The following is a 24,197-nucleotide window of genomic DNA, read 5'->3' as shown; positions in this document are numbered from 1 at the left end:
TAGCTACAAACATAGCTCTCTCCATAATTACGTCCTGTTCCGACACGGGCGTGCCGGCTTGCGTCCTCTGGACATCGGCTTTGGTGGCACCGCGCCCTTCGCCGGCTCAGCGAACAATTCGGACAAGTGAATACGCAAGGTCGCGGCGATACGATCCAGGAGATCAATGGTCGGGTTCTCTTTCTTCTGCTCAATGCGCCCCATATACGAGCGGTCGATCCCGGCATCATAGGCCAATTGCTCTTGCGGAATGCCGCGCTCTACGCGGATCCGGCGCACATTCCAGGCCACAAGCGCACGAGCGTTCATGCGCAAAGGCAGCCATTCCGACGATTATGAAACCACTGGTTATAGCCAGAGTATTACGATAAGCTCACGCCTAAGCAGTTGGCTGCCCTCGCCCAATTGCTTCAAGGAGGCAGGTCAACGGTGAGACGCAGACGCCGTAACCCTTGTCAATGTCGTCGATCATCACAAGCGTTCTCGCGGTGCGATAGCCCGCTTCTCGCCGGAGAGCAGTAATGGTGGCTCAGAGGTATTGCGGCGTTTTCCGGGCACCGCGACCAGATAGGACAATCGTCGAACTGGAGCTCGAAAAGGGAAACGAATTTTCTCCAGGCGCTGGGTCTGGCCAGGGCATTTCACCAGTGCGCGCGGGCCGGTCACCACGGGCACCCTCCCGGCATGAAAGAGCAAGAACAGCCTAGTTACAAGGCAAATCTCCGATCAGTTCCGGTATGTACTGCGATGAAAGAGGAAATGCGCAGGATGGAGCCACCAGGTCATTGTGAGCCGATATGCGATCGCGGTCTTGGTGCGATATGAGTTTGGCGCTGCGACGATTCGGGCGGTACCACTACGCCCCCAATTTGGTTATCGTTGCACGGAATTCGATAGATTTTTCAGTTCGGTAGGAGTTTCAGTCAGTGCCGGCCGACCCGAAGATCGCAGAATTGGCGCCCAGCGCGCACGAGCTCACGTCATATGACAAGGAGCACGCTGTCACCTACATGCGACTTCTCGATGCCGACGCTGACAAGGCAGATTGGCGCGAAATCGCGCGCGTTGTGCTTGGGCTTGACCCGACAGTTGAACCCGATCGTGCGCGACGCACGTTCGAAAGTCATCTGACGCGGGCCAAGTGGCTAGCGGGCCGCGGCTATCGTGATCTGCTGCGGGGCGGTTGGCCAAAGCAATGAACGCGGCGGATGTCAGGATCCGCGGAATTCCTCGCAATCGCAAAAGACGATTATTCCATCGATTAAGTGCGTGCGAGGCTCGCACGCGTAAGCACATAACCGGAAACGGCCACAATCTTCAGCTGCATTTCGCCTCGTGTGAAAGCCTGCGGGGAAATGGTGCGATGCCGGGTACTGACTGGAGATCTGAGGAAGCATACAGCGACCTCAAGAAGGCAGAAGCTGCCGACGTGGCCTGGGAGTGGCTGCGCCGGGATCCCGATTACCAAGAGGATTATAGGCGGTTGTCTCGCCGCCAACGATCCAGCGCAACAACGAGCCACTTGCGACGGAAGTGGGGGCTTTCGTTTTCCAGCTGATCCGCAAAAGACATTCGACAAGCAAGCAGTCTTCTGGGCACCCGAAGTGCTGTCGACCGTACTGCCTATGCGGGCGGCCAATTGCGTGGCGCCCAAAAGCTACCAGCTCGATTTCACCAATCTGCCTGGCAGCGAGGTTCGTCGCGCGCCGGATGGCTGGCATGCCATCGTGCCGCTCGGAGGCGCGAAGCATCGCCTTTGGCTGAAGAGCCTTCCGGCGAGCGGGTCTGCTGTCGTGCTCGACCTGCCGCTCGACGCGAATTTCGAGCTTCGCTTGCAGGCCGCACGTCGATTTTGGCTCGCCCTTGAGCATCGGCCGCTCGGAACGCCTCCTCTTGCTTTGCCAGCTTTGAAGCGGCGTCGGCTTATCCTCGCGCTGCGCGCACTGGATGGATGGCAGCAAGGAAATAGCTATCGCCAAATCGCGCAAGGTCTGTTTGGAAGCCATCGTATTGGCGAGCGGGGCTGGAAAACAGACGACTTGCGCAGCCGAACCATTCGGCTTGTTAAGCTGGGGCGGCGTCTCATGCGCCTTCGCTGCCGCGCATTGCTCGACAAAGGCAAGGATGACAGTTCATGAGCTCTCGGGCGTTAAATGGCATGGCCTCGATTCCGTGCAACCAATTCATTTGCTGGCGTCGCTCGATCGGCGATAAGATGAGGTCTTTGCGTTCCGATCTCTCGCACCGTCCTTTGTTTTCAGGACTGCTGCAAAAGAAACGAATCTTCGTCGGACGAAGACACCGGCGGTCTTGTTCGGATTGTCTCTGAAGTTGAGTGCCCTGGACGTGAATGGGGCGGTACATCGATCTCCCGCAGAGTCATTGAGGAGACCTCGAGAGGCATTTCAGGTAGCCTGCGCTAGCGTCGCCCTCTTGCAAAGACGAGCGACCCACCGGCAAAAAGAACGAGCGATTTCGGGGTGCTCGCTGCGATCCACCGCAAAGGCGCGATATTGCATGCCACTTGGAGCGCGTGAGCCGGGGATGATTTGCAAGGCGCCCCCTCGCACTAGATCACTGACGATGATTTCCGGTGCGACAAGAAGGCATTTTCCTGTCATGACTGCCGGCAGAGCAAGATAATTATGATCGTACCGAGCGCCCGCTCGTATGTCGTTTGAGGACAGGTTCATGGCCCTCAGCCATGTTGGCAGGATGTCGGGTCGTGATGTGATGTTCAGTATCGGGATTGAGCGAACGATGGAGAGCTCTCTGCCCGCGACCAGGTTTGGCGGCCCGACGCATACCAGCTCCTCATTGTAGATCTCCCAACTGTCAGCGGGTTCGATGACGGAAAGGTCACGTGTAATCAATATGTCGAAGTCATCCGAAGATGAAGGCAGCGATAGCGAGCTGATGACGTCCACGATAACGCCGCCAGCTTCAGCAGAGAACGCTTGCAGATTTGGAATCAGAAGCGAGGAAGCAAAAGTCGATAGTGATGTGCGGACGACGATCCGATTGGTGCCGGCGGCCGTCCGCCGCCGCATTCTCTTGGCGGTGAAGCCCACTGTCTCGAGCGGTTCAGAGACTGCGTTAGCAAATAGTCTTCCGAACTCAGTCAAATCACTGCGCCGGCCGCGCCGCGCGATGAGGTCCGCACCGAGATAGTCCCGCAGGACGGATAAATAGCGGCTGACCGAGCTCTGCGTCGTTCCCAAGCTGCTGGCGGCGCGCGTGACGCTGCCTTCGCGTGCGACGGTCACAAAAGCGCGGATGGCATTTAAAGGAACTTCGTCGTCTTGAGCCGCCATTTGCCCGCTCCGGCGCCAGATTGAACGTTTCATCACATTATTCGATGTCCATCGCGGGATTGCCGCGAATCAGGGGGCGGCCGCGCACAAAATCCGCCTCGGAGCGCATTGATGCTTGGTCACCGCACAAGATCGGCGTCAATGGCTCGGTGCTGTCAGGGGGCTAGGTCCTTTTGCGGCGTGCCGGCTTCGGCTTGCGACCTTTACGTAAGGTAGCAGGTGGCGGCGCCCCCTTGGATGGCCGAACAAACAGCTCGGAGACAGCAACGCCGAGCGTCCCGGCAAGGCGATCGAGAAGATCAATTGTCGGGTTTGCCTGTTGGCGCTCAAGTCCGCTCATATAGGAGCGATCAATACCTGCATCGTAGGCCAATTGCTCTTGCGGAATACCGCGCTCGACGCGGATCCGGCGCACATTGTATGCCACAAGCGCACGAGCTCTCATGCGCGAAGGCAGCCATTTCGATGGTCATCAAACCACTGGCTATAACCGACATAAAAACATCACAAAACTGCGCGGGTTTTGCCGGCGCTGACCCGAGCGCCGTCGTTCCGCCGGCTCGGCAGCCGTTCGATTCCGCTGCCCATTTGCGCTAACAGCCTCGAGCCAAACGCAAAAGATGCTGACTGACAGGGCCCGATAGTCTTCCATTCAACGAAATGGAGTCGTAGCCCGACGAACGTGCCGCCCCAACCCGTCGAGATTGCAGCGACAGCCGTTCAGGCGAGATTAGAGTCGGCCTGCAGCACTGCATCAGCGCAGGAAGCGCGTTTCAGCTGCCTCAATCTCGTCCATTCTCTGCAGTCTGAAGAGTTCCTCTATCGTACAATATCCTTGTGGACGTTCTGGACGCCGCCATCAGCGATGACACGGCGGAAGGTGTCCCTCAAGGCTGTGCTTGAGGCCCGGATCCGAAATTGCCATAAATCATCATCCGGACGTTCCGCAGCAAGGCTCGTAACCTTGGGAAATGTCTTGTCCTCGATGACAACGGAGCTGGCGCCGGTCCTTTCATACTCGCCAATGGCATGGATGACATTGATCGCATTGCCATAGCCTGTGTCGATGTCGGCCACATCGCATATTGCAGGGTTTTCCGTCTACTTATCTCGATACCTGTCATCCAGCTGTGAAACGATGGGTCTTGCAGGCCCGCAGCTTCCCAAAGAGTTTCAAGCCGGCAAGGAAGTGATGCGTGCCGCCAGCCGGTGGTGCCAGCCGGCCTCCCGGTCAGCAACCTGGAGGTGAACGCCTGTGCTCCATCGAGGCGATCGGCGGCGTCTGTTTCGATACGAGGGAAACGGTTTTCGAAGTGGATGGGGCATCATGGACGCCTGGTACACGCGCCTGGACAGCAAATCGAAGTACCAGTCATTAGTGCAGGAACCGCTTGGAGCGATGGCGAGCACTCACAGTTTCAGAGCCTCCCTGATCCGCGGCACCGTCCGCAGGTTCAGGCGAATGGTTCCATCGTCATCGACCAGAACACGTGTCCCCGGTCAACGGGCTTTGGCTCGTTCGAGTCCAATCTAAATCGTCGCTCGCCTCTAATCCTGTTTGCTAGGGGACAGGGATCACCAAGTTTCCGTTCGGCGGCTCACAACATCAAATCAGTTATCTGGCGGCGCGAAGTGCGCAATTCTTGTCCAAATTCCGACACCGGCACAAAGCCCGTCGGGTTCAAAACACTGGTCGCCGTGAACTGCGGTTGAGCTATTCATGCGCAATTAGGCACTTAATGCGCGCAGACGATGCTGGCACGGACGTTGCTACTAAGATGCAGCAGTACTGAAAGTGCTGAGCACACCCAGATGCGAGTCGAGCAATGCTCTCCTTCCTTGAACCGGTGTGGCCTGCTTGTGAGAGGACGAGCTCGTTCTTTGTAACTTTGTGTGTCGGCGTGCTTAGCGCTGTGACACCGACATTCGCTACGGCTCTCGTTCGGCAGCCCGTCCACACCACGGCACCCCACTTCTCGGTCGCGGTCGCGATCGGAGATCAGCGAGCACAAAACGTCGCGCAGTCTCTGACAATAACTTTGGAGCGTAACATGGCGCTGGGCTTAGAATCCCCAGCTCCCCCGATCAAGGTGGAGAACTGGCTGCGTGGTCAGCCCCTCACGAGCTTCCAGCTCGGGAAAGTGTACATCGTCGAATTTTGGGCAACTTGGTGCGCACCGTGTGTGGCGGCGCTGTCCGATCTGGTACAGCTGCAAGAGAAATACAGAGATAGCGGAGTTGAGGTCCTCGGAATAGCAGCTGGTGAGCGCGCTCAAACAGCGGAAAAGGCCCGAAGCAAGTTGGACGCATGGTTGACCGAAAAGTTGCCGAATCTCAACTATCGGGTCGGGCTCGACTACACACGCGAAATGGACGAGCTTTGGATGGATTCCAGCTTTTCTATCGGGATTCCCACCTCGTTCGTCGTCGACCGTGATGGCCACATCGCCTTTATCGGTTCCCCGACGCAACTCGAAGAGGTTTTGCCGAAGATTCTGACTGGCAGCTGGCGCATCAGCGATGAAGCGAAAGCCGCCGATGCTGAGCGGATCGCCAAGGGCGAACGCACAATGCCGATCTTCGCGAAACTGACGCCGGCGATGAAGGCGCAGGATTGGGCGAAGGCGCTTTCGGTGGTCGAAGAAGCCGTCGCTGTTCTGCCGGATGACGTGAACTTCCGCGTGCTCCAGGCGGATCTGTTGCTTCACAAAATGCGCGACTTGCAGGCCGGCCTGCCGGTGATGCGCCAATTGGTTCGTGACGCGATCAACAAAAAATCCGCGATGTGGATGGCCGGGGCGCTACGCCAAATCTTTGATCCGGCGATTGACAACTCTCATTTGCCGCAGGCCCAGCGCTTTGCGATGGGCAATGAGTTATCCGGACACATTCTGGCAATAAATCCTGCGCAACGCGGCGAGGCCCCTAAGTTCGTGTCCTATCCGGCGGTCGCTCAGTACTATTACGAGAGCGGCAACAAGGATCGCGCGAGCGAGTTGATCGAGGCGGCGCTGAAGTCGCTGGACGGCCCCGCACCTATCCCGGACAACCTGAAACAGGAGGTTATGTCGGAATCGGTCCAAACGCTCGCCAACTACAAGGGTCAGAAGGCTTGCTATGGGTCTGTTTGTGCGACTCCGCAACCCGGAGTCTCGCAAAGTACCAAAGCGCAAGCGCCCGAGGAGAGAAGATGAAAAAGGGTAACGATCTGAGCTGCTCACTGGTTAATTCGTCCATTTGTCCAGTGGGCCATCGGCAATTAACGATCAGCGAGCACGGCGGTGGATCGTTTGTGGCACGTTGGAAGTTCGGATTGCTATGACCTCCCACCCGGATCGACGCCGAGGTGATCTTCCAGGTGAAGTCGCGCCGCGATCCGATAACGCAAAGTCTCTGGCGGCCATATGCTGAACACTTCCTTCATCGAAATGCACCTTTGCGTACAGCCATGGCCGAGGCCGGACTAGCTGGACACCTCCATGCTTCTGCAGGCGGGCAAAGATGAGTGACGCCGATCCCGCCTACCTGGCTCACACAAGCTCGGATCGCGCAAGCCTGGCTGTTGTCTCAAATCGATGCTCTCAGCTACGAGGAGCTCGCAAAGCGTGAGGCGCTTCGGCTAAGCGCTTACGCGACGAGTGGGTGAAATGGGTAGAAGATTTCGGCCGCAACCCCCAGACTCCGGGCATTTATCGCATCCCTCGTACGGCGCGCCAAGCATTGGGCACATCGGGTCTGGATCGACCGTTTTTTACACCGCGTGCGCCACAAACCCCTAGCGCCATGACCAGTCAAGATGACAAACGACCCGCCGCAATCGGCTTGGTTCTCCCGTTTGCGTTGGAGCACTGGCTGAAGCAGCCAGTCCGTGCCGCGATCATCCTCGTTGGCTTCTTAGGGGCGACGGTCGCCGACCTGTTCATGCCGGTCTATTCCGGCCGTCTGGTGGATGCATTGACGTCGGGCCCCTCCGACCAAGCGGCGCGACATGCGGCACTGATTGCGTTCGCTGGTATCCTCGCCCTTGGTCTGCTCTCGATTATGTTGCGGTTTACGGGCTTGCAGGCGATCGTGCCGTTCACGCTGAAGACCATGTCGGATGTGGCCCGTGGGGCCTTCATGCGCGTGCAGCGCTTCTCAACCGACTGGCACGCTAACTCGTTCGCCGGCTCGACCGTGCGCAAGGTCACCCGCGGCATGTGGGCGCTTGACCTGCTTAACCATACGATCCTGATGGCGTTGTTGCCGTCGCTCGCGGTGCTCGTGGGCTCGACAATCCTGCTCGGCCTGCATTGGCCCGAGCTCGGCGCCGTGATCGGCCTCGGCGCAGTGATCTATGTTGCCATCACGACGGCATTGACGATCGGCTACATCGCGCCGGCGGCGCGGGTCTCCAACGCCTGGGACAGCAAAGTCAGCGGCACGCTAGCGGACGCGCTCACTTGCAATACTGTGGCGAAATCTTTCGGTGCTGAGGCGCGTGAGGATGCGCGGCTTGACGGTGTCGTCAGACGCTGGCGGGCGAGGGTGCAGCGCACCTGGCTGCGGTCCAACGGCACGAGTACGGTGCAGTTCGTGATGCTCTTGTGCTTTCGTGCTTCGGTGATCGGCGGCGCCATCCTGCTGTGGATAGCGGGGCGCGCCTCTCCGGGCGACGTTACCTATGTGTTGACAAGCTATTACGTCATCCACGCCTATTTGCGTGAAGTAGGGATGCACATCAACAATCTGCAGCGCTCGGTCAACGACATGGAGGAACTGGTTGCCATCTATGGCGAGCCGATCGGAATTGTCGATGCCCCCGACGCCAAGCCGATCGACATTCACGGTGGGATGATCACGTTCGAGGACGTCACCTTCCGTTATGACAGCGATCGCGTGCCGCTCTACGACGGATTGTCGATCAACATCCGCGCCGGCGAGCGGATCGGTCTGGTCGGCCGCTCCGGCTCCGGCAAGACCACGTTCGTCAAGCTGCTTCAGCGGCTCTACGACGTCTCCGGCGGCCGGATCCTGATCGACGGGCAGGACATCGCGCTGGCCACGCAACGATCGTTGCGCAGCCAGATCGCGACCGTGGAGCAGGAGCCGATCCTGTTTCACCGCTCGCTGGCTGAAAACATCGCCTATGGCCGACCCGGCGCCAGCATAGCGGCGATCAAACAGGCGGCGAGGCTCGCCAATGCGCATGACTTCATCATACGATCGCCGAAGGGCTACGGCACACTGGTGGGTGAGCGCGGCGTAAATCTGTCGGGCGGCGAGCGGCAGCGCGTTGCGCTGGCGCGCGCGTTCCTTGCCGATGCGCCAGTGTTGATCCTGGACGAGGCGACGTCGAGCCTGGATTCGGAATCGGAAGCGCTGATCCAAGAGGCGATGGAACGGCTGATGAAGGACCGCACCTCGATCGTAATCGCGCACCGCCTGTCGACGGTGCGCGGCCTCGACCGCATCCTGGTGTTCGATCGCGGCGAGATCGTCGAGCAGGGCACGCATCCGGCACTCATCGTGCAACCCGGTGGCATCTATCGCAGTTTGTTCGAGCGGCAGGCCATCGAGTTCGGTCCGCTCCCGGCGGAAAGGGAGCCTAAAACACCGCTGGCCGCATCTCCGTAGGCCTAGTGCTATTTGGCCGTGCTGGAGGGACATGAGCATAGCCTGATAATCCCACATCCCTTTTGCAATGTGGTGACAGAGGCGCGCGTGAGCGTTGATGCAAAGGCGCATGAGGAGTTCTTCCGGACGTGGCTCGCAGATATGGTTGAGCCGGGCCGGCCGTTCGGCTTAAGCGAGGTCCGACGGCGACGGCAGCGGGATCACGGAGGGACGGCGGACGCTGCCGCAGGATGCGCGGGGTGCGCGGCCGGGCGCGGCGGCTTGATGTGACCCTGGCTAGCCTCTGCCACCTGGTGTGGGGGAGGTGGTGGCGCGCAGCAGCGGCCGTGAGCAGGTGGTGTTCGCACGGTGCTGTTCGGCCGCATGCATGGCGGCGCCGGTGCCGCCGCACGATGGGCCTGTTCATCAACATTATGCCGCTGCGGCTCGATCTTGACCGCACCGCCGTCGAGGCAAGCCTGCACATCAGACATGCTCGCCTGCCCGAGCTGGTCGCGCATGAGCATGCCTCACTGGCACTAGGAGTTCTTCAGTCAAGTTCGCATCTGATTTCTGCCGAGGCGCAGAGGACCCTAACGACTTCCCCCAACGTGGTCAGAACAGGTAAGGGGGGCGCTAGAAGTCGAATGTCGGCGGGTTTTGCCTATGGCAGAGAACCGCCGCGGCCGGAGGAAAGCCTTACGCGCTTTGCTCATTCGAGTGAGTTTTCAAATCCATGTCGAACATCTGGTGGGGACAGCTGCATCCTCTTCGGCAGGCGGACTAAGAACGATCGCACACCAAGAATCTCGAAGCGCCGGCGCCAATCGATTGTCTCAGCGGGATTAAATCCAGAATTACGCGAGAGCATGGGCACCTGACCGACCGCATTCACAAATGCCGCCGCTTTTAACAGAAAAAGAAACATCGCGACGATTTTCGACACGTGAATGCTTGATGTCGCGCGCGGTGGAAAACTGTCCCCTCGACGTCACGAGGAATTGCCATCGCATGTTTAGTCTAGCGCATAAAACTCGCGCGCTTGTGGCACTGCACGGGGACCTTGCACAAGCTCTCGGACTGGCGCTGATCGCGGCGACCCATGCACTCGATCATGCCATTCCAGAGTCTCCTGCTACACATGGTGGTCGGCACCAGTAACGCCAAGCGGGTCCGCAAAAGAGGGGTCCCTAGATAGCCACACCGTGTCTGATGTACGACGATGTGTAAAGATACGGACAGAGTGCTTCGGGTGACCACGCTGTAATTTAAACAGTTTCTTCTTTGGTACGACTGATGCTTTTGGGTAGCCACCGACACGCCGGCCGATGGTATTCCCCTGGAGCAAGCGCGATCTGTCGATTGATAGCCAAAAGCATGGAGCATCCTGTAGATGACTTCGATGATGACCTCATTCCTCATCCAGACCGAAATGCAATGTAGCTTGCAAAAAGCCGTCCCGATCCCGCAGCTGACGAACGATATTGATAATGATGCCGCGTCCAATCGGCCGCACGATCGGTCTTTCCTTTCGAAAATTCGACAGCGACTGCTGTCAATGCTGCCGACGTCCTCACCTCGAACGGTCGTTTGCGTTCTAGCACTGGTGCTGATGCGCGCCTTCTTAATAGATGGCGCCTCAGCCGAGACTCTTGCGAAGTCCATGCCCCTCACCAGCTTTACGCTTGGCAACGGCCTGCAGGTGGTCGTAATCCCTGACCATCGGACACCGGTGGTGACGCAGATGATCTGGTACAAAGTGGGCTCCGCAGATGAGGAGCCGGGCAAATCCGGGCTCGCCCATTTTCTCGAACACCTGATGTTTAAGGGCACGGAGAAGCACCCGCTCGGCGAATTCTCCCAGACCGTGCTTCGCGTCGGCGGCAACGAGAACGCCTTCACCTCAGCTGATTTCACCTCCTACTTTCAGCGCGTCCCGCGCGAACAACTGCCGACCATGATGAGCCTCGAGGCCGATCGGATGACTGGCCTGGTTCTGAAAGACGAGAACGTGCTACCGGAACGCGACGTCGTGCTCGAAGAGTACAACATGCGGGTCGCCAACAGCCCCGGAGCGCGGTTGAACGAACAGATCGAGAGAGCGCTCTATCTCAATCACCCCTATGGACGGCCGATCATCGGTTGGCGGCAAGAGATCGAGAAGCTCGATCGCGAGGACGCGCTGGCCTTCTACCGCCGCTTCTACGCGCCGAACAACGCGATCCTGGTGATCGCCGGCGACGTGGAAGCCGCCGACATCCGTCCGCTGGTCGAGCGCAATTTCGGCGCCATTCCGGCCCAGCCCGCGATACCGGCGCGCCGCGTGCGCCCGCAGGAGCCCGAGCCCGCCGCCCCGCGCACCGTCACGCTGGCCGACCCGCTCGTGGAGCAGCCGAGCCTGCGCCGCTACTATCTGGCACCTTCCGCAACGACGGCCGCAGCCGGCGAGAGCGCAGCCCTCGACGTGCTGGCGCAGCTGATGGGCAGCGGCAGCAATTCCTATCTCTACCGCGCCCTCGTGGTCGACAAGCCGCTCGCGGTCTCCGCCAGCGCCAGCTATTCGAGCATCTCGCTCGACCCGACCCAGTTCGCAATCTCGGCCTCGCCGAAGCCCGGCGTCAGCTTTGCCGAGGTCGAGCAGGTGATCGACGGCGTCATCGCAGACATCGCGCAGAACCCGATCCGCGCCGAGGACCTGGAGCGGGTGAAGACCCAGCTCATTGCGGAAGCGATCTACGCCCAGGACGATCAGGCCGTGCTGGCGAGCTGGTATGGCGGCGCCCTGACCACAGGCCTGTCGATCGAGGACATCAGGAGCTGGCCCGACCGCATTCGCGCGGTCACCGCCGAGCAGGTTCGCACCGTCGCGCAGAAATGGCTCGAGAAGAAGCGCTCGGTGACGGGTTATCTGATCAAGGACACCAGTGCCGCCAAGCGCGAGGAGAAGCGTTCGTGACCTATCCCTTCCTTCGACGCGTTGCATTCTCGCTTGCCACCGGCGCCGCACTCGCGCTGGCTACGGTCTCGCCGTCACAGGCGGCCGCAAAGATCCAGCACCTGACTTCGCCGGGCGGCATCGAAGCCTGGTTCGTACAGGATGCGACCGTGCCGCTGATCGCCATGGAATATTCCTTTGCCGGCGGCTCGGCGCAGGATCCCAAGGACAAATCCGGCGTCGCCAATCTGGTCGGCGACCTCCTCGACGAGGGCTCCGGCGATCTCGACTCCAAGACCTTCCATGAGCGGCTCGACCGCCGCGCCATCGAGCTCTCCTTCAGCGCCACCCGCGATACGTTCCGCGGCAGCCTGCGGATGCTGCGCGACAACAAGGACGAGGCCTTCGACCTGCTCAGGAGCGCGCTGACCTCGCCGCATTTCGACACCGCCGACGTCGAGCGCATCCGCTCACAGGTGATCTCGGGCCTGCGCCGCGAGACCACCAATCCGTCGTCGCTGGCGAGCCGCAAATTCCTGGAGGTCGCGTTCGGCGACCATCCCTATGGCCGGCAGACCAATGGCACGCTGGACAGCGTGCCGACCCTCACGGTCGCCGACATGAAGGATTATGTCGGCCGCGTGCTCGCCAAGGATGGGCTGAAGATCGCGGTGGTCGGCGACGTCGATCCCGAGACCCTCGGCAAGCTGCTCGACCACACTTTTGGCAGCCTGCCCGCAAAAGCCAAACTCACGCCGGTTCCCGACATCGAGGCGGCCAAGCCGCCACAGCGCGCCTTCGTTCCACTGGACGTGCCGCAGACCGTCATCACCTTCGGTGGCCCCGGCGTGAAGCGCAGCGATCCCAACTTCATGGCGGCCGATGTCGTCAACCACATCCTCGGCGGCGGCGGACTGTCGTCGCGGCTCTATCGCGAGGTGCGCGAGAAGCGTGGCCTCGCCTATTCGGTGTTCGAATCGCTGCTCTGGATGGAGCATTCGGCGGTCTTCATCGGCAACACCGGCACCCGCGCCGACCGTGCCGGCGACACCATCGATGCCATCGAGAAGGAGGTGCGCCGCATCGCCGAGGAGGGCCCGACGCAGAAGGAGCTCGACGAGGCCAAGTCCTACCTCAAGGGCTCGCAGATGCTGGCGCTCGACACCTCCTCCAAGCTCGCCCAGGCGATGCAGCAATACCAGCAGGACAAGTTGCCGATCGACTATATCGAGAAGCGCAACGCCATCGTCGACGCGGTAACGCTGGACGACGCCAAGGCCGCCGCCAAGCGCCTCTGGGGCCAGGGCCTGCTGACCGTCGTGGTCGGCCGCACCCCGCAGGCCGCCGCGCAACCGGCGGGAGCGACGCCGAAATCGAACTGAACTGCCGTAGTAGCGATGCGCTCCTCGCTAACACACGGCACGTTGCGCTCTGGGCTACTCGATTCACACATCGCTTCGGTCTTTCAGTGATGCATCATGAGGTTGGTGCCGCGCATGGCTTCGAACTCGATCCATCCCTGAAGCATGGATCGGACCCGGCTTGCCGTAATAGCCGGTCCATCCACCGAGACGCGCGCAGACCCAGGCTGCATGAGCGAGCGACCCGTTCGGATGAGGGTTCTTTTGCCGCCCCGTCTTGCCTTCGAGCTGAGCACAGCAGGCTTCGAGCAGCCGAATGTCCTCAGTTTCGAACGCATCGCTCGGAGGCCGCAGAGGTCCCGGACCACCATCACGGCGTGCACCGGCTGCTGGATACACAAAGCCGCGATCAACGTCGCATTATCAGTCGGTTACGGGGCGCTTTATCCTCGATTTGCACGGCTTCGATGTCGAAGCCTTAATCCAGAGCCAATACGGTATGCAGATACTCACCCCTGCCGCGTTCCGAGCGCAGCGCAGTCGTGTCCTGGATCGCCAGCACATGTCGGCCCACGCAACGTTCTGCTGTCCGTCCGGCGCGGCGCAGCGGCTTGAGCGAGACGGCGATTAACATGGCGCTGGCTTTCATTGTCCGCGGCATACTTTCTGGGGAGCCATTGCTGGGCTTCTCTATTTGCTGTGGAAGTTGCCATTCTGAAGCCCCGACGATCAGGGCGTCGGGCCGGCCCCCGGTAATCCCCGATTATCGTGGGCCACCGGCCGCGCTAAAAGGCCTTCTCGCTGCCCTTCCGAGTGGCCATTTGCCGTCCGGCATACTAGTTCGCGTATAATGACCGGCCTAAAGCGCAAACAGGAACAGTTCTGCGATCTCTATCCCGGGCAGACGCCGCCCGATAGCGAAGCCGCACTCGATATCGCGGTCGCCGAGGCGATGCGCGAACGCTACGATCGGCGGCCCGGGGAACAGCAACCCGAGGACCCGGGAGGCTTGCCAGGATTCAAGCGCTAGGACCGCCGAGAGCAGCCCGTGCCACGGTGAGCGGCTGAGCTGTCAGGGGCTGCGCGTCATGACGGACCGTTTCCGAAACTCGCTGGTGTCCTTTTGTTCGCGATGCTCTTGGTAACCCGGCCGTTGGATATCTAGGCGATACAGCCGGTCCCCGCAGAGCTCCGCGCGTGCGGGGCCCCCATGATGTAAGCGGACGCGTCTCCATGGGAACGAACTGGCACCCTTTGAAGCTGGCGAGGCATCCAGCCCAGCGAGCAATCCAAGAAGTCGCGCACAAGAGAAGCATCACCAAACCGTCTGCCGCGGCATAGGCTGGGGCTTCATGCCGTAGCCGCCACAGAAAAGAGCGGCCGGGACGTGTTCGCCCTGCAACCCCAATCGTCTGGGTGGGTAAATGTGTGGGTAGGATCGATGATCGCGGAAAAATCTTCGAGAAAATTACCGCATTGTGCGGACGCCGTCGAATCGAAAGCTCTATCCGACTTGGTATCTTCTTGGAGGGGCCGACATCGAATCGCGCGAGAGAGAAAGGGCAGCACGGTCCTCCAGATTTGCCTTCGACTGCGACCTGCTCTTGGGAATTAAGGCGTGCAGCAGAGTCCAGCGGACTTCGTCCGGCCGCGATCTCCTTCCGCAGGAGTGCTGGACCGACGACTTGGCAGCCTACGACGGGCAGGTCAAGAACAGTCTCGAACGTCAGTCGGGCAGTGGCCGAGACATATCCGACATCTGGCACTGCTGTGTGTGCTGATGGCGCCGGCACGAACGCAGACGAGCCGAGATCACATGTCCCCAGTGGCTGGATAAGCAGGCTGCAGATCGGCGAGCTCGACCGGCGTGAGGTCGCAAAGCTTCAATAAAGTAGTCGTCCGTTCTTTAATCGCGGGCACGGTGTCAACCCAATAGACAAAAATGATCCACTGCCGGGTTCATGGTTCTTTCCGCGGTCGTCTCTATCAGGAGCGCCGCATGATGGCGTTCAAGAGGTGCGGCATCTCGATTTGAAGAGCGCGGTGCGTAACGCCCGCAGGGACGACTTCGAGATTGCCAACACCTTCGTCCCGGCAGGGACGCTTGTTCCGCCGAGGCGGATCTGTGTTCGTTTAAGACTGGTTCATGCAGTGCGCGCCTCTGCCTGGAACTCGGTGCCATCGGTCCAGATGGCATGGAGGATGACAGCCATTTTGCGAGCGACCGCAACCTTAGCCTTCTTTGCGCCGATGCGTTTGGCCAGCTTGCTGCCCCAGCGCTTGAGCGCAGAACCTCGCCTGACAACGGTCAGCAGGACGTTCGCGGCTTCGAACAAATAAGTTCGAACCTGGTGGTTGCCGCGCTTGGAGATGCGGCCAGTGCGATCGATCTCACCGGATTGATAACGTCTTGGTGTTAGGCCGAGATAGGCGCCAACGTCGGCGGAATGTCTAAAGCGAGTGGGGTCATCGACGGTAACGACGAAGGACAGGGCAGTCAGGGGACCGATACCGGGAACGGTCATCATTCGCCGAACAGTTTGGTCGCCTTTTGCCACTGCCAGGAGCTGTCGATCAAATTTTTCAATTTGCTCGGTCAAGCAGGACTGGGCAAGGAGCAGCGGCGCGAAAATATCTTGTAAGTCCGGTGCTTCAACGAGCACGGCGTCGACTTTGCGAGCCAGGTTGGTCGAACCGGCCTTTGCCGAGCACTATTCCCAACCCCTTACACAGACCGCGCATTTGGTTGTCGATATCTCGCCGCAGATTCACCAGCTTGGTTCGAGCCGCCAGCATCGAACGCGTTTTCCAGCTCTCCGCCCCCTTCACGACAGCTTCCCGGTACCATCCCATGCGCGCCATTTCGGCTAGCCCTTTGGCATCGTTTGGGTCCGACTTGTTGATGCGCATCGATAACGCTGCGTTGGCATGACGCGCATCAAGGCAAATCACCGGAAAGCCCAGGGCCCTGAGTTGATGCCAAAGCCAATTGGATAGCGAGCCCGTTTCAAAAACGATCCGCTCAGCACTGCCGGCATGCCGCCGCAAGAGTTTAGCGATAGCCTCCGGATTGGTGGGCACGCAACCTTCGAATGTCACGCTGCCGGTCTGGTCCAAAACGCAAATGCTGGTTTCTTCCATAGAGATGTCCAAACCAACGTACTGCTTCTTCATAGAGCTGCTCCCTTTTGATAACCCGCTGAGGAAGATCCTACCGAACCTCATGTCTTCGAGAAGCCGTCAGCCGCGATTACGCCATGTTGAGAAGCCGAATTGAGCGGGGCTGGACAGGCGAGCATGCACCATAGCTGGAACAGGAGAGGCACAAGAGTTCTCTGAGCCAGGCAAGCATGCGGCGGAACTTGTGGCCCACGGCCGAGAGGATGACGTTGGCGGCATCTCCTGCGCGGCCATTTGCGGATTTCACGGATCGTGAGCATCGATTTCGCGCGATCGTGAGCACTGAATTCAGACGATCGTGAGCAGCCCGCTACGGCCGATGGGAGATAGAGTCAGTGTTCTGGTTGGCCGTCAAGGGTGATGGTTTTGGCGCTGCGTTTTCGCATGCTTTCTCCGGTGAGCTGGAGGCGGTGGGCGTTGTGGACGAGGCGATCGAGAATGGCGTCGGCGACCGTGGGGTCCCCAATGGCTCCATGCCAGGTGTCCACGGGGAGCTGACTTGTGACGATGGTGGATGCGCGGCCATGGCGGTCCTCGAGGATTTCGAGCAGATCGCGGCGTTCCGCGGCGGTGAGCACCGATAGTCCCCAATCATCCAAAATCAGAAGCTGAGCGCGGCCGAGGCTTTTGAGGAGCCGAGCGTAACGTCCGTCTCCGCGCGCGAGCGCGAGCGCCTCGAACAGCCTTGGAACGCGATGATAGAGGACTGATCGGTTGTCGCGGCAGGCCTTGTGGCCGAGCGCGCAGGCTAACCAACTTTTGCCCAGGCCGGTTGCCCCGGTGACGAGCAAATTCTCGTGGCGATCGATCCAGCGACCTTCGACGAGTTTGGCGAAAACGGCGCGGTCGATGCCCCGCGGGGTGCGCAGATCGACGTCCTCGACGCAAGCAGTCTGGCGCAGTGCGGCGATCTTGAGGCGCGTGGTGAGCCGCCTGGTGTCGCGTTCGGCGGCTTCGCGGTCGACCAACAGGCCGATGCGATCTTCGAACGGCAGGGCTTCGAGATCGGGCGATCGGCGCTGCTCCTCGAAGGCCTTGGCCATTCCGGTCAGGCCAAGCTCGATCAGCCGTTCGTGGGTTGGGTGGTTAAGCATGCCGGGTCTCTCCTTGCTTCAGTGGAAGTAGTCGCGTCCGCGGATGTTGCCGTGGCGCAGGGGCTGGTGCTCGAAAGATTCGTCGAAGAACGTGCGATCGAGGCCGTTCTGGAGGATCGATCTAATCGAGGCGACGGAGCGCGCCTTGATGAGGATGCCCCTCCGGCAGGCTGCGTCGAGGCGTTCGGCGCCGTAGCTTTTGACGAGCGCCAGAATGCCAAGGCAGGTTCGAAAGCCTTGTTCTGGATGGGGCCGGGCGTCGATCACGGCCTGGAAAAACGCTGCTGTCGAAGGACCGATCCGCTCGCCGGCGGCGATCACCGCGGCGGGGGTCCATTTGCCGTAGCGGCGATGGGCGCTGGGCATGTGGTCGGCGATGGTGGTGTGTCCGCGTCGGTTGGGCGCGCGGGCATGGCTGGCGATCCGCTGGCCCTTGTGGAAGATCTCGACCGTCCGATCGTCGATACGGGCATCGACCAGCTCGCCAATCAGACGATACGGCGCGGAGTACCAATGGCCGTCGACCTCGACATGATAATCGGGAGCGAGGCGGCAGCGCTTCCAGCGTGCGAAGGCATAAGGCTGATCTGGCAGCGGGGTTAGCTTGGGTTTGTCGAGTTCGGCAAACAGTTCGGCGCGGCTTGAGCCGAAGCCACGCATTTGACGAGCATTGAGTTCGTCGACGAGTGTCTTGATGGCGGCGTTGAGCTCGGCCCGGGAAAAGAAGCGCTGATTGCGCAGCCGGGCCAGAATCCAGCGCTGGGCGATTTGCACCGCGACCTCGACCTTCGCCTTGTCTTTTGGGCGCCGCGGCCGTGCGGCGAGAATGGCCGTGCCGTAATGGCTCGCCATCTCGGCATAAGTGCGATTGAGGCCGGGATCGTAGCGGTCGGGGTTGCTGACGGCGGCTTTGAGGTTGTCGCAGACCACGAACGTCGGCGTTCCGCTCAAAAACGTGAACAAGTTGACGTGGGCCCGGATCCAGTCGGCCAAGCTCTCGCTGGGGCAGGCCTCGGCGTAGGTGTAGTTCGAAGCGCCCATCGCCGCGACGAACAGCTTCATCGGCTGCACTTCCCCGGTCAGGGGATCGACGATGTCGATGGTGTCGCCGGCGAAATCCACGAACACCTTCTCGCCGCCCAGATGAATCTGCCGCATCGAAGGTCGGACCCGCCCCTTCCAGGCCTCGTAGGTAGTGCAGAACCACGTGTACCCGAAACCGTCGGGATTAACGGCGCGATACTCCTCCCAGAGCAGGCGACGGGTTACGTTGCGCCGGCGGAGCTCTTTATCGATGTAGCTCCAGTCGGGCACCGGCCGCTGCGGGCTCTGAGACGCTGGTCGTGGGGCCGGGAAAAGCAAAAGCTCCAGGTCTTCATCGGTCATTCCCTCCGGAAGCGGCCAGCTCAACCCAGCAGAGCGGGCGCGGCTCAGGTAGCTGTGCACAACGCCGTTGCTGACGCCCACGCTCCGCGCGATGGCCCGCTCTGGCAGGCCTTGAAAATGTTTTAACCGAAGGACTTCCTTGATCCGGCGCATCGACAATCTCTGGGTAGGCATTGGACTTCCTCGTTAACCACGAGGTCATCCCTAAGCCGGTTGAGTTGTCGGCCGAAGCGCTGCAAGGCTCCGAAAGCCTTGCTCACGATCCCGCGAAATCGTTGCTCACGATCGTCTGAAATCTCTGCTCACGATCCCCTGAAATCCGCGCTCACGATCCCGCGAAACGCGCAGCCATTGAGGTAACAGCGTCCGAGGTGACCTTCGCTCTTCAGGTGTCCGATGATGGGCTCGATGGCGGAGGGGCGGCGCAGCTCGCGCTTGATGACACCGAAGACGTCGCGCTTCTGGCCGGAGATCAAGACGCGACGGGGATTTTGTGCGTCGTGGCCGCAGTATCCCTTGTCGACATGGGCCCGCTCGATCGAACAGCCGGTGAGCGTCTCCGTGCGGTCAAGAGGACATCCCGCAAGGTGTGACCATCGTACGGGTTATCGGGCATCGCCCTGGCTTGCAGCACGAACAGGCCACCAGGAGCCCGGCGGCTGTTGGTGACGATGGAGGCCTTCACGCCGAATTCGTAAGGTGCGCTGGCCTTGCCCTTGCCGATGCACTCGACCTCCGGAGCATGGAAGGAATACAGCTTGCAGCCACGCTGGCGCTGCTGCTGCGAGCGGATCTGGGTGGCTCGGCTCAGTGGGAGGGCGAACGCTCACGAGCGCGCGCAGGTTCATCATGTTGTCGGTCATCGGTTGATCCTCGAATCAGGCTGGTGTCGCAACCCAAACCTTACCGACCAATCATCGGTGACCACCCGCAAAGCCGCTCGCTCGGTACGGCGCTATGTGGGGGCGCGCGTCGCGAGCGGCTTCGCTCCAGCTACACCACCAGCTGGGACACGACCCTCAAACATGCACCGCGTTGGCAGCTTGCCATGGCGAACCCGCGTGCAGGTGAGATAGTGCGTGCGCTTGCCTGGGCGGGCCCACAGACGGCAGAACGAGCATTGAGGTCCGTCAGTCAGAAATTGACCCCGACCGAAGTGAAGGAGCTGAAGTCCGCGGCTTCTTCCTTTCCGACTTGGCTTGCCAAGCCGGTAAGCGACCTCCGTGTCAGATAGATTTCTAAATCTGGCTGACGCCGAGCGCCAAGAGACGCTCGGCGTTGCCGCGTCCAACTCAGGTCGTCCGGCACATCTTCTCGAAAAGGATGTCTGGGTCGTCTGGTGCCAGAACGCACTCTTTTCCTCGCCTTTGGGCGAACATCTTGTCTTCATTTTCGTAAGGTACGATCCATTGGAGACCGGCAGTGGCTATGTAAGTTCCGCTGTTATGCTCAAGTTCGGAGCACGATCGACGGGGGAGCCGAGCGAGCTTGATGTGGTTTGCGACGCAACCGAATATCTTTAGACCCTCGAGTTTCCCACCGCCAAGCCAAAAACCATGAAGGCGGAGCGCAGTTTTTGGAAAAAAGGCCACGGCGATCCACGTCTTTTGCGTCCAAGGCAAACTGAAAGGCGAGCGCTTCGCCCGCCATTGGTACGACATGAAAAGGATCCCCAAGGGGGCGGTCATCGACTATCATGCAGCCGTCCAAGGATCTTTGAAGCTTGCCCCCGAGGAACAATCGCGAACGGTCTGGAGCAAGACTACAAGCGCATGATCGAAGACGGACTTATGCTCGATGAGCCAGAAACATTCGATAAGTCGATGACCGGTGCCTGCAGTCGAGAATAGAGCGGACAAGCCGACCTAATACGTTCGCGGTCTTCGGGTAAACGAGCTAGATCGACAGCCATGCGGAGCCGACCTGCTTGCTCGGATAGCTGTCGAGCGGAAGTGATCGACGAAAACCGGATTCGGCCCGGACGAGTTAGTATCTGCAGAGCGAAATCCGTGACGCCAGGGGAGCTTTCCAACAGCCTCATATCGAGCCTTGGGATATCTGGCTTGCCCTTGAGACCATGCCAACGGTGGTCTTGATCACGGGCTGGATGTCTCCCGTTTGGCCCACTGGCCATGAACTTGCGTTCCTCGTCGAGGTCCTCGCGCATGTCAGGATTGGCCGCCTTACGAATGACGATCTGGCCGTTCTGGACCCAGGCGGTCGCCATTCCCTTCGATACCTCGTATCCCAGGCCCGCAAGACCTTCGAGCACCGCACGCCTGCGCTCCTCGGCCGCCATCGCCTTGAATTCTTCCTCGATGAGCAGGTCTGCGCGCTTGACGAGTTCTTGCCCCTTGCTGGGCAATGGGAGGCGAGGGCTTCCTCGATTTCGGACACCAGCGAGATAGCCTCCGCTGAGTTCATAACGAAAAGCTCAGCGCGTCGCGCCCGAAGCTCGTCCGCTAGCCGCGCGCTGGCGCGGCCATCCTTCACGGCCGCGGACAGGTCCAACAGAAGGCTATCAGCGATAAGTGATCTTCGAGCCGTCGGCTCTGCATCCAAGAGCGCGACACGGTCCGAGAATGGGGAGGGATCGATGCCAATCCGGCAAGACACCCGGCCACCAGAGATCATGCCTGCACCAACGAGGTCAAAAGTTTCAGCTCCGCTCTGCAACCCTACTTGGTCCGTCCCTGTATCGTAGCGCGTTGTGTGCGCGCAATGGCACGTTGCGAATTTTGCTATTGGATGCTTTACAACAAGCGTAGTCGATTAGGGTCTGTACCTAAATAGCGCCACGTGATTCTCTTGCCTACGTGTTGATTCGGGGGCGAGAGAATGCGCGCTGGTTTGTTTTGGCTGAACGACAGGCAATGGGCGCGTATCGAACCGCATCTGCCGAGGGGACTGACGGGGCCGGATCGGGACGACGACCGACGCATCGTCAGCGGCATCATTCACATGCTGCAATCGGGTGCACGATGGCGTGATTGTCCACGTGAATACGGCCCTTACACGACGATCTACAATCGCTTCAATCGCTGGGCCAAGCGAGGACGATGGTGCGCAATCTTCGAAGCGCTGGCCAAGCCTGGCGAAGACGGCGTCGTACTGTCGCTCGACTCGACCTCGATTAAAGCTCACCGGTGTGCCTCCGGCGGAAAAGGGGGGAGCACAATCAAGCAATCGGCCGCTCGCGCGGAGGCCGCACGACAAAAATCCATGCGCTGAGCGATCCGCTCTGCCGGCCGGTCGTCCTGCATCTGACTCCAGGCCAGGATGCCGATATCGCTGCGGCTCCCGATGTCCTGGCGCTCGCGCCACCCATGAGCGTGCTCCTCGCCGACAAAGGGTATGATGGCGACAAGCTTCGCGGCGAAATCATTCGTCGTGGCGCCAAGCCCGTAATCCCCAATAAATCTAACCGTGTCGTCATCCATCGCTTCAACAAACGCGCCTACAAAGGACGAAATGTCATCGAACGCTGCTTTTGCAGGCTCAAGGACTTCCGGCGCATCGCCACGCGATATGACAAGCTCGCCCGTAATTTTTTGGCCGCTGTTCATCTCGTCGCATATTGGCTCAATTGAGTCTGGACCCTAGTCTGGCTTGAAGCAGATCGATTTTGCCACGGCCGTACATTTGGCGTCTGACGAGCTTGAGGCGCGTGATCTGCCCCTCAGTCTGTCCGTTGGACCAGGGCGAGGTGATCGCCGCCCGAACCGCCGCTTCATCGTTCGTTACGCCGCGGGCGAACGATGCAACAAGACTGGCGCGAGCGCGCTCGATCCATGGGACGAGGCCCGCCTCGGTCTTGCGTCGGATCATCAGGTGGAATTCGGCGATGATCTCGCGTGCCTCGACCAGGGGTGGCACGCCAGCTTCTACCGCAGCGACGGTCACCGTCTCTGCCTTCGATAGCGTATCCCGTCCGACGGTCATGAGACGAGCGATCGTTCTGGCCGATGGAATCCGATGAAGGGTTTCGACATCAGTCTTTTCGGCCCGCCGTCTACGAGTCGTCCACTCGCCGACAACACGAAGGGAGCCTCGGAAACCGCGCGCCCGTAAGCGGCGCCAAAGTTCAGCGCCGTTTCGGCAACCGGCTGCCCATTGGTCGTCGAGCCATGGCAGGTGCTGATCGAGAGAGCTCTCCCGGGTCCGGAAGACATCATGGCGTTCGCCGCGGATCACCTGTCGCACCAGCCCCCTGCTGTGGCCCGTCTGGCGCACTATCTGCTTGATCGGCGTCCCACCTTTCGACAGGCTCAAGATGGTCGCGTTAGCCTCCTCGCGCCGGAGATAGCCCTCATATTGGAGACGCTCCGCAGCTGTTAGCAGCTCGGGATTGATCGTAGTTGCTCCGATTGCGCTGCGGATCTGGCGCATCGATTTTCGGACGGCATCGAGGTAGGCCCGGCTGGCGTTCTCCATCAAATGCCAACGATCTGCGACCTGTACCGCGTGCGGCAGGGCCTTTGCTGCGGCTTCGCCATATCCTCCGCCGCGGTCGCGGGCGACGATCGCGATCGTGGGATGGGCGGCGAGCCAGGCTTGGGCGGTCGAGGGCTCACGGTCCGGCAGCAGGGTGACCACCCGGCGCCTTTCCAGGTTGCAGATGATGCTGGCGTATCGGTGATTGCGCCGCCAGGCCCAATCATCAATGCCGATAATCCTGAGCGGGTCAGCCGGCGGACGGCTACGGCGTCGAACCACGCGAAGGAGCGTATCCTTGCTCACCGGCAGCATCAGCCGTTTTGCGAAGCCTGCCGCCGGTCGTCCGCCAAGAGCCAGACCGAGGTGATGGACAATGGAGTCCAGCCTCGCCGTGCGTCGCGCTGATGGAGCCGGCACCCCTTCGTCGAAGCGCTCAGTAAAGATTTGGCGCCCGCACAGGACGGCGTCGCAGCGGAAGCGGCGGGCGACCACCAGGAGCTGTACGATCCGCCCCGAAAGCGGGAGGTCAGTCACGCGTCGCCGATACCGGCTATGGACACGCCGAGAAACTGTTCCGCACAAGGGACACAGACCGACGCTTCCGGACGCCCGGATCTCAATCACGGCCTTATCACCTTCGTAGTACGCACTCTCTACAACAAACCCACGCGGCACCAGACTGGAGCGGTGGAGTGCTTGCTGCATGGCGTTGATTCTCCTCCAATCAAAGCGCCACGCATCCCCCAAACTGCATCAAAAGTGAGTCAGAGCCAAATTTACAGGCCGATTGACACTTTGCTGTCCCGACGAATGGCCGAGCGCTCAATGCGTTTCGGTTCTATCTGACCGATCTCTGGAGGCGGACGCTTCGGCGGCGCAGTCAGCGGACCTGTCT

20 protein-coding genes and 3 pseudogenes are annotated in these 24,197 nt (G+C 60.4%); 9 read left to right on the top strand and 14 right to left on the bottom strand.

The genetic code is table 11. The annotated features are described in order from the left end of the window. Nucleotides 1–27: 27 nt before the first annotated feature. Nucleotides 28–309: a helix-turn-helix domain-containing protein gene (locus tag ACVJ19_RS00420; RefSeq protein ID WP_028143513.1), complete on the bottom strand. Its 282-nt coding sequence runs from the start codon at nt 307–309 to the stop codon at nt 28–30. A 617-nt stretch (nt 310–926) separates the two neighbouring features. Between ACVJ19_RS00420 and ACVJ19_RS00415 the strand changes: the two genes are divergently transcribed. The 3 genes from ACVJ19_RS00415 to ACVJ19_RS00405 are packed head-to-tail and all read left to right on the top strand — an operon-like array spanning nt 927 to nt 2,138. After that, nucleotides 927–1,199, top strand: coding sequence for a DNA -binding domain-containing protein (locus ACVJ19_RS00415; protein ID WP_028143512.1), 273 nt, complete (start codon nt 927–929; stop codon nt 1,197–1,199). Then, entirely contained in the window at nt 1,196–1,558 is a 363-nt protein-coding gene (locus ACVJ19_RS00410; protein WP_310473376.1) for a transcriptional regulator domain-containing protein, read from the top strand. The genes ACVJ19_RS00415 and ACVJ19_RS00410 overlap by 4 nt, the downstream gene beginning before the upstream one ends. Before the next feature lie 46 nt (nt 1,559–1,604). Further along, nucleotides 1,605–2,138 (top strand): DUF2285 domain-containing protein, encoded by a 534-nt coding sequence (locus ACVJ19_RS00405; RefSeq protein ID WP_028143511.1) that lies wholly within the window; start codon nt 1,605–1,607, stop codon nt 2,136–2,138. A gap of 267 nt (nt 2,139–2,405) precedes the next feature. On the opposite strand, the gene ACVJ19_RS00400 is transcribed toward ACVJ19_RS00405, so the two are convergent. The 3 genes from ACVJ19_RS00400 to ACVJ19_RS00390 all read right to left on the bottom strand — a co-directional run bounded on the left by ACVJ19_RS00400 (nt 2,406) and on the right by ACVJ19_RS00390 (nt 4,391). Continuing rightward, nucleotides 2,406–3,314: a LysR family transcriptional regulator gene (locus tag ACVJ19_RS00400; RefSeq protein ID WP_028143510.1), complete on the bottom strand. Its 909-nt coding sequence runs from the start codon at nt 3,312–3,314 to the stop codon at nt 2,406–2,408. A 163-nt stretch (nt 3,315–3,477) separates the two neighbouring features. Next, nucleotides 3,478–3,759, bottom strand: coding sequence for a helix-turn-helix domain-containing protein (locus tag ACVJ19_RS00395; RefSeq protein WP_071916573.1), 282 nt, complete (start codon nt 3,757–3,759; stop codon nt 3,478–3,480). A 374-nt stretch (nt 3,760–4,133) separates the two neighbouring features. Then, nucleotides 4,134–4,391 carry a hypothetical protein gene (locus ACVJ19_RS00390; protein ID WP_028143509.1) on the bottom strand — a complete coding sequence of 86 codons (258 nt, stop codon included), beginning with the start codon at nt 4,389–4,391 and terminating at the stop codon, nt 4,134–4,136. 974 nt (nt 4,392–5,365) lie between these two features. On the opposite strand from ACVJ19_RS00390, the gene ACVJ19_RS00385 reads away from it, so the two are divergent. Together ACVJ19_RS00385 and ACVJ19_RS00380 are read left to right on the top strand one after the other, a co-directional pair. After that, on the top strand, nt 5,366–6,508 hold the full coding sequence (locus tag ACVJ19_RS00385; protein WP_028160550.1) for a TlpA disulfide reductase family protein: 1,143 nt from the start codon (nt 5,366–5,368) through the stop codon (nt 6,506–6,508). Between the two features lie 589 nt (nt 6,509–7,097). Further along, complete coding sequence (locus tag ACVJ19_RS00380) at nt 7,098–8,930, top strand: ABC transporter ATP-binding protein (protein WP_340672650.1); 1,833 nt, start codon at nt 7,098–7,100, stop codon at nt 8,928–8,930. A 691-nt stretch (nt 8,931–9,621) separates the two neighbouring features. Here ACVJ19_RS00380 and ACVJ19_RS00375 read toward each other — a convergent pair. Beyond that, nucleotides 9,622–9,855 (bottom strand): hypothetical protein, encoded by a 234-nt coding sequence (locus tag ACVJ19_RS00375; RefSeq protein WP_131233131.1) that lies wholly within the window; start codon nt 9,853–9,855, stop codon nt 9,622–9,624. A 666-nt stretch (nt 9,856–10,521) separates the two neighbouring features. Between ACVJ19_RS00375 and ACVJ19_RS00370 the strand changes: the two genes are divergently transcribed. Together ACVJ19_RS00370 and ACVJ19_RS00365 are read left to right on the top strand one after the other, a co-directional pair. Continuing rightward, nucleotides 10,522–11,865 carry a M16 family metallopeptidase gene (locus ACVJ19_RS00370; RefSeq protein WP_223153731.1) on the top strand — a complete coding sequence of 448 codons (1,344 nt, stop codon included), beginning with the start codon at nt 10,522–10,524 and terminating at the stop codon, nt 11,863–11,865. After that, nucleotides 11,862–13,226: a M16 family metallopeptidase gene (locus ACVJ19_RS00365; RefSeq protein WP_453947785.1), complete on the top strand. Its 1,365-nt coding sequence runs from the start codon at nt 11,862–11,864 to the stop codon at nt 13,224–13,226. The genes ACVJ19_RS00370 and ACVJ19_RS00365 overlap by 4 nt, the downstream gene beginning before the upstream one ends. Nucleotides 13,227–13,683: 457 nt before the next feature. Here ACVJ19_RS00365 and ACVJ19_RS00360 read toward each other — a convergent pair whose 3' ends face one another. Next, entirely contained in the window at nt 13,684–13,839 is a 156-nt protein-coding gene (locus ACVJ19_RS00360; RefSeq protein ID WP_259259019.1) for a hypothetical protein, read from the bottom strand. A 216-nt stretch (nt 13,840–14,055) separates the two neighbouring features. Here ACVJ19_RS00360 and ACVJ19_RS00355 point away from each other — a divergent pair, with 216 nt between their 5' ends. Continuing rightward, nucleotides 14,056–14,235 (top strand): hypothetical protein, encoded by a 180-nt coding sequence (locus tag ACVJ19_RS00355; RefSeq protein ID WP_259259017.1) that lies wholly within the window; start codon nt 14,056–14,058, stop codon nt 14,233–14,235. 1,114 nt (nt 14,236–15,349) lie between these two features. Here ACVJ19_RS00355 and ACVJ19_RS00350 read toward each other — a convergent pair. From ACVJ19_RS00350 to ACVJ19_RS00320, 7 genes and pseudogenes are all read right to left on the bottom strand, one after another. Next, nucleotides 15,350–15,868: an IS110 family RNA-guided transposase gene (locus ACVJ19_RS00350; protein WP_310473375.1), complete on the bottom strand. Its 519-nt coding sequence runs from the start codon at nt 15,866–15,868 to the stop codon at nt 15,350–15,352. Continuing rightward, nucleotides 15,858–16,379 carry an IS110 family transposase gene (locus ACVJ19_RS00345; RefSeq protein ID WP_310473374.1) on the bottom strand — a complete coding sequence of 174 codons (522 nt, stop codon included), beginning with the start codon at nt 16,377–16,379 and terminating at the stop codon, nt 15,858–15,860. The genes ACVJ19_RS00350 and ACVJ19_RS00345 overlap by 11 nt, the downstream gene beginning before the upstream one ends. A 47-nt stretch (nt 16,380–16,426) precedes the next feature. Then, nucleotides 16,427–16,617, bottom strand: a pseudogene (locus tag ACVJ19_RS00340) (hypothetical protein); the annotation flags it as partial. A 100-nt stretch (nt 16,618–16,717) separates the two neighbouring features. Then, a complete protein-coding gene (istB, locus tag ACVJ19_RS00335; protein ID WP_011090937.1) occupies nt 16,718–17,479 on the bottom strand; it encodes an IS21-like element ISFK1 family helper ATPase IstB in 762 nt (253 codons plus the stop codon). An 18-nt stretch (nt 17,480–17,497) separates the two neighbouring features. After that, nucleotides 17,498–19,039 carry an IS21-like element ISFK1 family transposase gene (gene istA, locus ACVJ19_RS00330; RefSeq protein WP_060907903.1) on the bottom strand — a complete coding sequence of 514 codons (1,542 nt, stop codon included), beginning with the start codon at nt 19,037–19,039 and terminating at the stop codon, nt 17,498–17,500. A 167-nt stretch (nt 19,040–19,206) separates the two neighbouring features. Beyond that, nucleotides 19,207–19,691: pseudogene (locus ACVJ19_RS00325) on the bottom strand (IS5/IS1182 family transposase); the annotation flags it as partial. A gap of 936 nt (nt 19,692–20,627) precedes the next feature. Beyond that, nucleotides 20,628–21,230 (bottom strand): hypothetical protein, encoded by a 603-nt coding sequence (locus ACVJ19_RS00320; RefSeq protein WP_453947784.1) that lies wholly within the window; start codon nt 21,228–21,230, stop codon nt 20,628–20,630. A gap of 451 nt (nt 21,231–21,681) precedes the next feature. Between ACVJ19_RS00320 and ACVJ19_RS00315 the strand changes: the two are divergent. After that, a pseudogene (locus ACVJ19_RS00315) lies at nt 21,682–22,455 on the top strand (IS5 family transposase). Here ACVJ19_RS00315 and ACVJ19_RS00310 read toward each other — a convergent pair. Beyond that, nucleotides 22,448–24,007, bottom strand: a complete 1,560-nt coding sequence (locus tag ACVJ19_RS00310) for an ISL3 family transposase (protein WP_453947783.1) — start codon at nt 24,005–24,007, stop codon at nt 22,448–22,450. The pseudogene ACVJ19_RS00315 and the gene ACVJ19_RS00310 sit on opposite strands and share 8 nt — an antisense overlap. Between the last annotated feature and the right edge of the window lie 190 nt (nt 24,008–24,197).

The organism is Bradyrhizobium sp. USDA 376 (assembly GCF_054063675.1).
The sequence above is the reverse complement of the archived record's forward strand: the minus strand, read 5'-3'. Positions and strand labels throughout refer to the sequence as shown.

What these genes read in the sequence shown, in the direction of transcription:
- ACVJ19_RS00420 (WP_028143513.1), bottom strand. Translation starts at nt 309, where the DNA reads ATGAACGCTCGTGCGCTTGTGGCCTGGAATGTGCGCCGGATCCGCGTA.
- ACVJ19_RS00410 (WP_310473376.1), top strand. Translation starts at nt 1,196, where the DNA reads ATGAACGCGGCGGATGTCAGGATCCGCGGAATTCCTCGCAATCGCAAA.
- ACVJ19_RS00400 (WP_028143510.1), bottom strand. Translation starts at nt 3,314, where the DNA reads ATGGCGGCTCAAGACGACGAAGTTCCTTTAAATGCCATCCGCGCTTTT.
- ACVJ19_RS00395 (WP_071916573.1), bottom strand. Translation starts at nt 3,759, where the DNA reads ATGAGAGCTCGTGCGCTTGTGGCATACAATGTGCGCCGGATCCGCGTC.
- ACVJ19_RS00385 (WP_028160550.1), top strand. Translation starts at nt 5,366, where the DNA reads ATGGCGCTGGGCTTAGAATCCCCAGCTCCCCCGATCAAGGTGGAGAAC.
- ACVJ19_RS00380 (WP_340672650.1), top strand. Translation starts at nt 7,098, where the DNA reads ATGACCAGTCAAGATGACAAACGACCCGCCGCAATCGGCTTGGTTCTC.
- ACVJ19_RS00370 (WP_223153731.1), top strand. Translation starts at nt 10,522, where the DNA reads ATGCGCGCCTTCTTAATAGATGGCGCCTCAGCCGAGACTCTTGCGAAG.
- ACVJ19_RS00360 (WP_259259019.1), bottom strand. Translation starts at nt 13,839, where the DNA reads ATGTTAATCGCCGTCTCGCTCAAGCCGCTGCGCCGCGCCGGACGGACA.
- ACVJ19_RS00355 (WP_259259017.1), top strand. Translation starts at nt 14,056, where the DNA reads ATGACCGGCCTAAAGCGCAAACAGGAACAGTTCTGCGATCTCTATCCC.
- ACVJ19_RS00345 (WP_310473374.1), bottom strand. Translation starts at nt 16,379, where the DNA reads ATGAAGAAGCAGTACGTTGGTTTGGACATCTCTATGGAAGAAACCAGC.
- istB (WP_011090937.1), bottom strand. Translation starts at nt 17,479, where the DNA reads ATGCTTAACCACCCAACCCACGAACGGCTGATCGAGCTTGGCCTGACC.
- istA (WP_060907903.1), bottom strand. Translation starts at nt 19,039, where the DNA reads ATGCCTACCCAGAGATTGTCGATGCGCCGGATCAAGGAAGTCCTTCGG.
- ACVJ19_RS00310 (WP_453947783.1), bottom strand. Translation starts at nt 24,007, where the DNA reads ATGCAGCAAGCACTCCACCGCTCCAGTCTGGTGCCGCGTGGGTTTGTT.